Genomic DNA, 6978 nt, shown 5'->3' on the forward strand with positions numbered 1-6978 from the left:
CAGGAGATCATCTGAAATCCGTCAGTTGAACAACCGTCTCACGCGTAAGACGTTGAATAAGGGCAGATAAAAGTTGCTGCATCTGCAAAATGTCGCGACAATCGGCAATCGATGCCGCGCAATGTCCGTGGCGGGTGGCAGGCCCCATCACCACTGTGGGTACGCCAGTGCCGGTTAAGTGCACCGCCCCACCGTCCGTGCCACCGTTGCTGAACATATCCGCCTGCAACGGCACGCCAATTTCTGCCGCCACGGTTTCAATCCACGCGGTAAGTTTTGGCGGCGCAATCAGCGATTTATCGCTTAACACCAGCATCGGGCCGTTACCAATCTGACGATGGTTAGCCGCGCCATAATCAAAGTTTTTCGCCCAGCAGGCGGTATCAAGCACAATGGCGACATCCGGCGACACCGCGCGGGTGGCAGTTTGCCCGCCGCGTAATCCCACCTCTTCGCTGGAGCTGGCCACCAGCCACACTTCCGCAGGCAGTTCGGCATCATGCAGCTCACGTAGTAACGTCACCAGCAGATAGCAACCGAGGCGGTCATCAAAGGCTTTCCCCATCACTCGCTGGTGGGGTAGAACCTGAAAAGTGGTATCGAAGGTGACGCGATCGCCTGGACGAATTCCCGCCTGCATCACTTCGTCATACGAGCGCGCGCCAATGTCCACGCGCATGGCGCTAACATCATTCCCCTGCCGGTCGTCGTCAAGCAGGCCTGGAATTTTGCACTCTTCACGGGTGGTGATGCGCACCGGCTGCAGCTGGCGGGCAGCCATGCGCACATTGCCAACCGGCAGCACGTCAATAGCCCCTTCGCGGGAGATGCTGCGCACCATAAATCCCACTTCATCCATATGCGCACAGATCATCACCTTCGGACCTGTCGACTCATTGAGTCGGATCAGCACCGATCCCAGCCCATCAAATCGCACTTCTTTTTGCAGGCGATCCGCTTCTTCCAGCAGGATCTGCCGTACTTCCTGTTCCGAGGAGGCGATCGCATCTGCCTCGCTCAACGCTTTTAATAGCGATAAATCCATTATGCCTCTCCCGTGAGCAACACTGTTTTCGGCATGGCGTAGAGCACTTCTGCTCCTTGCGGGGTAACCAGCACAACATCTTCGATGCGCACGCCCCCTTGCCCTGGCAAATAAATCCCCGGCTCCACGGTCAGCAACATGCCTGGCTGTAGCGTCGTGGTGTCCCGCGGTGAAAAACGCGGATCTTCATGGACTTCAATGCCGATAGCGTGACCGGTGTTATGACCGAAATAGTCGCCATAACCTGCTTCTGTAATGACCCGGCGCGCGGCGTCGTCAACCTGCTGGCAGCGCACGCCGGGGCGAATTGCAGAGATTGCTGCGAGCTGTGCTTGCAGGACAATCTGATAGACGTTAAACAGCGGGTGGGATTCGGCACTTACCCCTTCGCCATTCACCAGCAAGGTGCGCGTCATATCAGAGCAGTAGCCCTGATACAGCGCACCAAAATCAAGAGTGACAAACTCGCCCGCTGCAACAATCTTGTCGCTGGCTTTACCGTGCGGCAGCGCGCCACGCCAGCCGCTGGCGACAATGGTATCGAAAGAGGCTTTTTCTGCGCCCTGCTGGCGCATAAACCACTCCAGTTCAGCGGCTATCTCGCGCTCGCTCATCCCCGCCTGAATAAAGCGGCGAATATGCTCAGCACCGCGATCGGCAATCCCACAGGCGAGGCGGATTTTCTCCACCTCCTCTGGCGTTTTGATTTGCCGCAGCACATCCGGCGTGGCGCTAACCAGTTTCGCATTGAGTTCAGACTGCCAGCGGTGCGCGGTTTCCCAACTCACCTGCTGGCCTTCAAAACCGAGCGTTTGCAACTGCTCATCGGCAATGATTTGATTGACGATAGTGGTAAGCGTGTTCGTCGCGTCAAGCAAATGCAGCTGGTAGCCTTGCGTGCGGGCTTCTACATCCGCGTAGTAGCGCGAATCCACCAGAATGTGCGCACTTACACGGCTAATCACCACATAGCCTGATCCGGTGGAGATCCCCAGATGCGGCTGTTTGTTCTGCCGTGAGGAGAGAAGCACCGCATCCAGTTGTTGCGCCTTAAGCCAGTCGCGCAGCGAAGCGAGTAATGTCATCAGGATTGTCCTTCTTACAGGCTATCGATTAACAATTTGCCTTTACGGAACATCATCAGACGCAGGAACACCACCATCAGCGCAGTAATGACTGCCCCCAGCGCGATCCCCGCCATGTAGACGCCGAGGTTAGTGACCAGTGGCCATGCCCAGATAGCGGATTCCGGGAACCATTGCACTGCGCCCAGCCAGACTGCAGCGGTTGAGCCGACAATCGCGCCAACCATATAGGACGGAATGGCGGTGATGGGACTTTCCAGTGCAAACGGAATCGCACCTTCACTGATCCCCATAAAGGCAAGGAACATGGCGGTTTTACCCTGCGGATAAAGCTGAGCGTTGAACAGGCGTTTGCCGGTTAAACGACGGTCAATAATGGTCGCCAGACCCAGACCAATCGGCGGAATAACAATAGCGATGGAACGTGCGGTGACCGGTAATACGTGGTCCGTGGTAAAGCTGAAGGCAACGAAACCTGCGGCTTTGTTGATCGGGCCACCAAGGTCGATTGCTGTCGCCGCGGCGATCCCCATCGCATACATTAGCGCGCCCTTCTCACCTGCAGCAGTCAGCACGGCACGAATACCGCCGTTGATCCAGCCACCAAAGGGGGTGATGACGTAGTACATCGCCAGCATGACAAAAATGGCGGAAAGAATCGGTAGCAAAAATGTGGTTTTGAACGCTAACAGGAAATCCGGTAACTGGATTTTCTGGTTCATCCACTTCACAAGGTAACCCGCAACGATAGAAATAATCAGGGCACCAATGAAGGTGGACGGCACCGGCGAAGAGGTCGCCCATTGCATCGTGCTGGGATCGAAGTTCAGCAGTTGCGTCGGCTGGGTAGACATCAAGCCGCCGATAAAACCAGCCGGGAACGCCAGTTTGCCACCGATAGAGTTCGCCACAAATGCAGCAAACATCGGAATGGCGAAACCAAACAACACGCCGCCGAAGGATTGCGACAGCCAGGCAAATTTCAGTAAGGAAAGGTCGAAACCGGAGAATTTCCCGCTATTAAGAGCATCCATGATGCCGATATCAGCAGGAATTTTAAGCCAGCTATAAGCAATCAGCTGGCTGAAAGCGAGGATCACACCACCCATAATTAAGGTCGGCACCATGCGTGAAATCCCTGACATCACATGCTGCGGGAGTTCACCCCAGAAGCTGCTTTTAGAGGCCTGCGGATTCTTAACTGCCGCTGCCGCACCGGATGCGCCAGGCACAACGGTTGCACTGCGTTTTTTAATGGCCATAACAATTATCCCTGTCGAATATTACTGTTGTTCAGAGGCAATCATCTCTTCGATTTCTTTGATGATGCCCGCAGCGTTTTTAATTGCGTCCTGCAAAGTGATTTCATAAACGTCGCGTGATTCGAAACGTTCGTTATCTTCCGGGGTAACCGCCACGGAGTGGATGATGATGGTCGCTTCGGCGATATCCTGCGCGGTCAGGCGATTCTGGATGCCGTCCGCGCCCTGAGTTTCAATTTTCACTTCATAGCCTGCTTCCACCGCCGCTTCTTCCAGCGCCTGGGCTGCCATAAAGGTGTGAGCCAGACCCATCGGGCAGGCACATAAAGCAATCAGTTTCTTACTCATCGTTAATTCCTCGTTCAGTGATAGTTGACGAGTGAAATTATGAACGTGCAAAACAAATCGCCGTTACCAGACAAATAATGCATTTACTGGAGAATTAATCCCGCTGTACGGAAGTGTGACGCAGGTCGGCCTTGTGAGGAGGACACAAAGAAAAATTGAATTAACTGTATGATTTAAAAGATTATCGGGAGAGTTACCTCCCGATATAACAGGAAGGATTTACAGAATGTGACCTAAGGTCTGGCGTAAATGTGCACCGGAACCGAGAAGACCCGGATTGTCATGGACGATGAGATACACCGGAATATCATGGACATATTCTTTAAAGCGCCCTTTATCTTCAAATGCGGCACGGAAACCAGAGGCTTTGAAGAACTCAAGGAAGCGCGGCACGATACCACCCGCAATAAACACGCCGCCAAATGTCCCGAGATTGAGCGCCAGATTGCCGCCAAAACGGCCCATAATGACGCAAAACAGCGACAACGCGCGGCGGCAATCGGTGCAGCTGTCAGCCAGCGCACGTTCGGTAATATCTTTTGGCTTGAGATTTTCTGGCAGGCGGTTGTCGGCTTTCACAATCGCGCGATACAAATTCACCAGCCCAGGACCAGAAAGCACGCGCTCTGCCGAAACATGACCAATTTCTGCACGCAGTATTTCGAGGATAATGCCCTCTTCTTCACTATTCGGCGCAAAATCAACGTGACCGCCTTCGCCTGGCAAGCTTACCCAACGCTTATCGACATGGACCAGATGCGCAACCCCAAGCCCCGTTCCGGCACCGTAAACCGCAATAGGCTTACCTTCGACCGGTTCTGCGCCACCAAACTGAATCAGATGCTCTTTTTTCAGCATCGGGATCGCCATCGATACAGCGGTAAAATCGTTAATAATTTCCAGATGGCTAAAACCGAGATTCTTTTTCATTTCGGCAATTGAGAACGCCCAGGTATGGTTGGTCATTGCCACCCAGTCACCGGTAATTGGGCAAGCAATGGCAATACAGCCGTCTTTCACCTCGACCTTATGTTCTTCAAGATAAACGCGAATGACCGCTTCGAGGCTGGGGTAATCAAGCCCTGAATAGGTCTTAGCCTGCGAGATTTCACCACTGGCAATATCACACAGAGCAAGACGTGCGTTGGTGCCGCCCACATCACCGACTAATGCATACTTTGTCATTCTTCAACTGCTCCGCTAAAGTCAAAATAATTCTTTCTCACACTGTAAATACCTGGGGGCATAACAACAACGCCGGAAAGGCAGGCTCCCTGTAAATATCGATCTGGGTCACACAATTACTTTATCGTTTCAGCACCAATTGCAGCGATGCCTTTTTGCAAGCTGGGCAAACTAAGTATCTGACCCCGCATAAGGAATAGAACATGCTCCATCCGCGAGCCAGAACCATGTTGTTATTATCGCTCCCCGCCGTGGCAATTGGGATTGCGTCCAGTCTTATTCTGATTGTGGTGATGAAAATCGCCTCGGTATTACAGAATTTGCTCTGGCAACGACTGCCGGGAACTCTGGGGATAGCTCAGGATTCACCTTTCTGGATCATCGCCATATTAACGCTAACAGGTATTGCGGTGGGGTTGGTTATCCGTTTCAGCCAGGGGCATGCTGGACCAGACCCCGCCTGTGAACCGCTGATCGGCGCACCGGTTCCGCCCTCTGCGCTACCTGGACTTATCGTAGCATTAATTCTCGGTCTTGCTGGCGGCGTCAGCCTGGGGCCGGAACATCCGATCATGACCGTCAATATCGCCCTTGCGGTTGCCATTGGCGCTCGTCTGTTACCGCGCGTCAACCGAATGGAGTGGACTATTTTAGCCTCTGCCGGCACCATCGGCGCGCTGTTTGGCACACCTGTTGCGGCGGCGTTGATATTTTCGCAAACCTTAAATGGCAGTAGTGAAGTTCCGCTATGGGATCGTCTTTTTGCGCCATTAATGGCGGCAGCAGCTGGTGCACTTACTACCGGATTATTTTTCCATCCCCATTTTTCACTGCCCATTGCGCATTACGGACAAATGGAAATGACCGATATTCTCAGCGGTGCAATTGTCGCGGCGATTGCCATCGCAGCAGGGATGGTCGCCGTATGGTGCTTACCACGGTTGCACGCGATGATGCATCAAATGAAAAATCCGGTGCTCGTGCTGGGTATTGGCGGATTTATTCTCGGTATTCTGGGGGTTATTGGTGGACCAGTTTCGCTGTTTAAAGGGCTGGATGAGATGCAGCAGATGGTGGCAAATCAGGCTTTCAGCACCAGCGATTACTTTTTGCTGGCGGTAATTAAACTTGCCGCCCTGGTCGTTGCTGCCGCCAGTGGCTTTCGCGGTGGGCGAATCTTCCCGGCAGTGTTTGTCGGCGTGGCATTAGGGTTGATGCTGCATGAGCACGTTCCCGCCGTTCCAGCAGCAATAACCGTTTCCTGCGCTATTCTCGGCATCGTGCTGGTGGTAACACGCGATGGCTGGTTAAGTCTTTTTATGGCGGCAGTCGTTGTACCCAATACCACATTGCTACCGCTGCTCTGTATCGTCATGCTTCCGGCATGGCTGTTATTAGCAGGTAAGCCGATGATGATGGTCAATCGTCCGAAGCAACAGCCACCCCACGATAACGTTTAGCAAAAAATGCTCTCCTTTATGATTTAAGAGTTATGGCGATGATACGGGGCTTTACCTCCCCGTAATATTGCGTTAACAGGCCGCTGACGGCTTCGATCGTGAAGGAGAATAACAATGTTCAGGTCACTGTTTCTGGCGGCCGCCCTGATGGCATTTACCCCGCTTGCGGCAAACGCAGGTGAAATCACCCTACTGCCATCAATCAAATTACAAATTGGCGATCGCGATCATTACGGTAATTACTGGGACGGTGGTCACTGGCGCGACCGTGACTACTGGCATCGCAATTATGAATGGCGTAAGAACCGCTGGTGGCGTCATGATAATGGCTACCATCGTGGCTGGGATAAGCGTAAAGCGTATGAGCGTGGCTATCGTGAAGGCTGGCGCGATCGTGACGATCATCGTGGAAAAGGCCGCGGACATGGACATCGCCATTAAACACATTCGCCAATGGAGCACAATGCCTGATGCGACGCTAGTTGAACTGCACCCCAAATGTTGGACATAATCTGACATCTGAAGGTGCAGTTTATGAAACATTCATTTGAAGTAAAACTTGCCGCTGTAAATCATTACCTGGCCGGTCATGC

7 protein-coding genes are annotated in these 6978 nt (G+C 53.1%); 2 read left to right on the top strand and 5 right to left on the bottom strand.

The window, feature by feature from the left end; translation table 11 throughout:
- Window positions 1–7: 7 nt before the first annotated feature.
- The 5 genes from ypdE to glk all read right to left on the bottom strand — a co-directional run bounded on the left by ypdE (window position 8) and on the right by glk (window position 4925).
- Window positions 8–1045 (bottom strand): aminopeptidase, encoded by a 1038-nt coding sequence (gene ypdE, locus ACJHX3_RS15440; protein ID WP_000366016.1) that lies wholly within the window; start codon window positions 1043–1045, stop codon window positions 8–10.
- Complete coding sequence (gene ypdF, locus ACJHX3_RS15445; protein ID WP_000173295.1) at window positions 1045–2130, bottom strand: aminopeptidase; 1086 nt, start codon at window positions 2128–2130, stop codon at window positions 1045–1047. Before ypdF ends, ypdE begins: the two co-directional genes overlap by 1 nt.
- Before the next feature lie 14 nt (window positions 2131–2144).
- Window positions 2145–3392, bottom strand: a complete 1248-nt coding sequence (locus tag ACJHX3_RS15450) for a PTS fructose transporter subunit IIC (protein ID WP_000985320.1) — start codon at window positions 3390–3392, stop codon at window positions 2145–2147.
- A gap of 21 nt (window positions 3393–3413) precedes the next feature.
- The gene (locus tag ACJHX3_RS15455) at window positions 3414–3740 is read right to left on the bottom strand and encodes a PTS fructose transporter subunit IIB (RefSeq protein WP_000038456.1); all 327 of its coding nucleotides are present in this window, start codon (window positions 3738–3740) and stop codon (window positions 3414–3416) included.
- Window positions 3741–3959: 219 nt separating this feature from the next.
- Window positions 3960–4925, bottom strand: coding sequence for a glucokinase (glk, locus tag ACJHX3_RS15460; protein WP_000170355.1), 966 nt, complete (start codon window positions 4923–4925; stop codon window positions 3960–3962).
- A gap of 203 nt (window positions 4926–5128) precedes the next feature.
- On the opposite strand from glk, the gene ACJHX3_RS15465 reads away from it, so the two are divergent.
- Both ACJHX3_RS15465 and ypeC read left to right on the top strand, forming a co-directional pair.
- Window positions 5129–6385, top strand: a complete 1257-nt coding sequence (locus ACJHX3_RS15465; protein WP_000903123.1) for an ion channel protein — start codon at window positions 5129–5131, stop codon at window positions 6383–6385.
- Window positions 6386–6499: 114 nt separating this feature from the next.
- Complete coding sequence (ypeC, locus tag ACJHX3_RS15470; RefSeq protein WP_000490072.1) at window positions 6500–6826, top strand: DUF2502 domain-containing protein YpeC; 327 nt, start codon at window positions 6500–6502, stop codon at window positions 6824–6826.
- Window positions 6827–6978: the final 152 nt, after the last annotated feature.

The organism is Escherichia sp. WS1265 (genome assembly GCF_046487585.1).
Classification (GTDB): Bacteria; Pseudomonadota; Gammaproteobacteria; order Enterobacterales; family Enterobacteriaceae; genus Escherichia; species Escherichia coli.

Bases quoted from the DNA above. Each gene is read 5' to 3' on its own strand.
- ypdE (WP_000366016.1), bottom strand. From the start codon at position 1,045: ATGGATTTATCGCTATTAAAAGCGTTGAGCGAGGCAGATGCGATCGCC.
- ypdF (WP_000173295.1), bottom strand. From the start codon at position 2,130: ATGACATTACTCGCTTCGCTGCGCGACTGGCTTAAGGCGCAACAACTG.
- ACJHX3_RS15450 (WP_000985320.1), bottom strand. From the start codon at position 3,392: ATGGCCATTAAAAAACGCAGTGCAACCGTTGTGCCTGGCGCATCCGGT.
- ACJHX3_RS15455 (WP_000038456.1), bottom strand. From the start codon at position 3,740: ATGAGTAAGAAACTGATTGCTTTATGTGCCTGCCCGATGGGTCTGGCT.
- glk (WP_000170355.1), bottom strand. From the start codon at position 4,925: ATGACAAAGTATGCATTAGTCGGTGATGTGGGCGGCACCAACGCACGT.
- ACJHX3_RS15465 (WP_000903123.1), top strand. From the start codon at position 5,129: ATGCTCCATCCGCGAGCCAGAACCATGTTGTTATTATCGCTCCCCGCC.
- ypeC (WP_000490072.1), top strand. From the start codon at position 6,500: ATGTTCAGGTCACTGTTTCTGGCGGCCGCCCTGATGGCATTTACCCCG.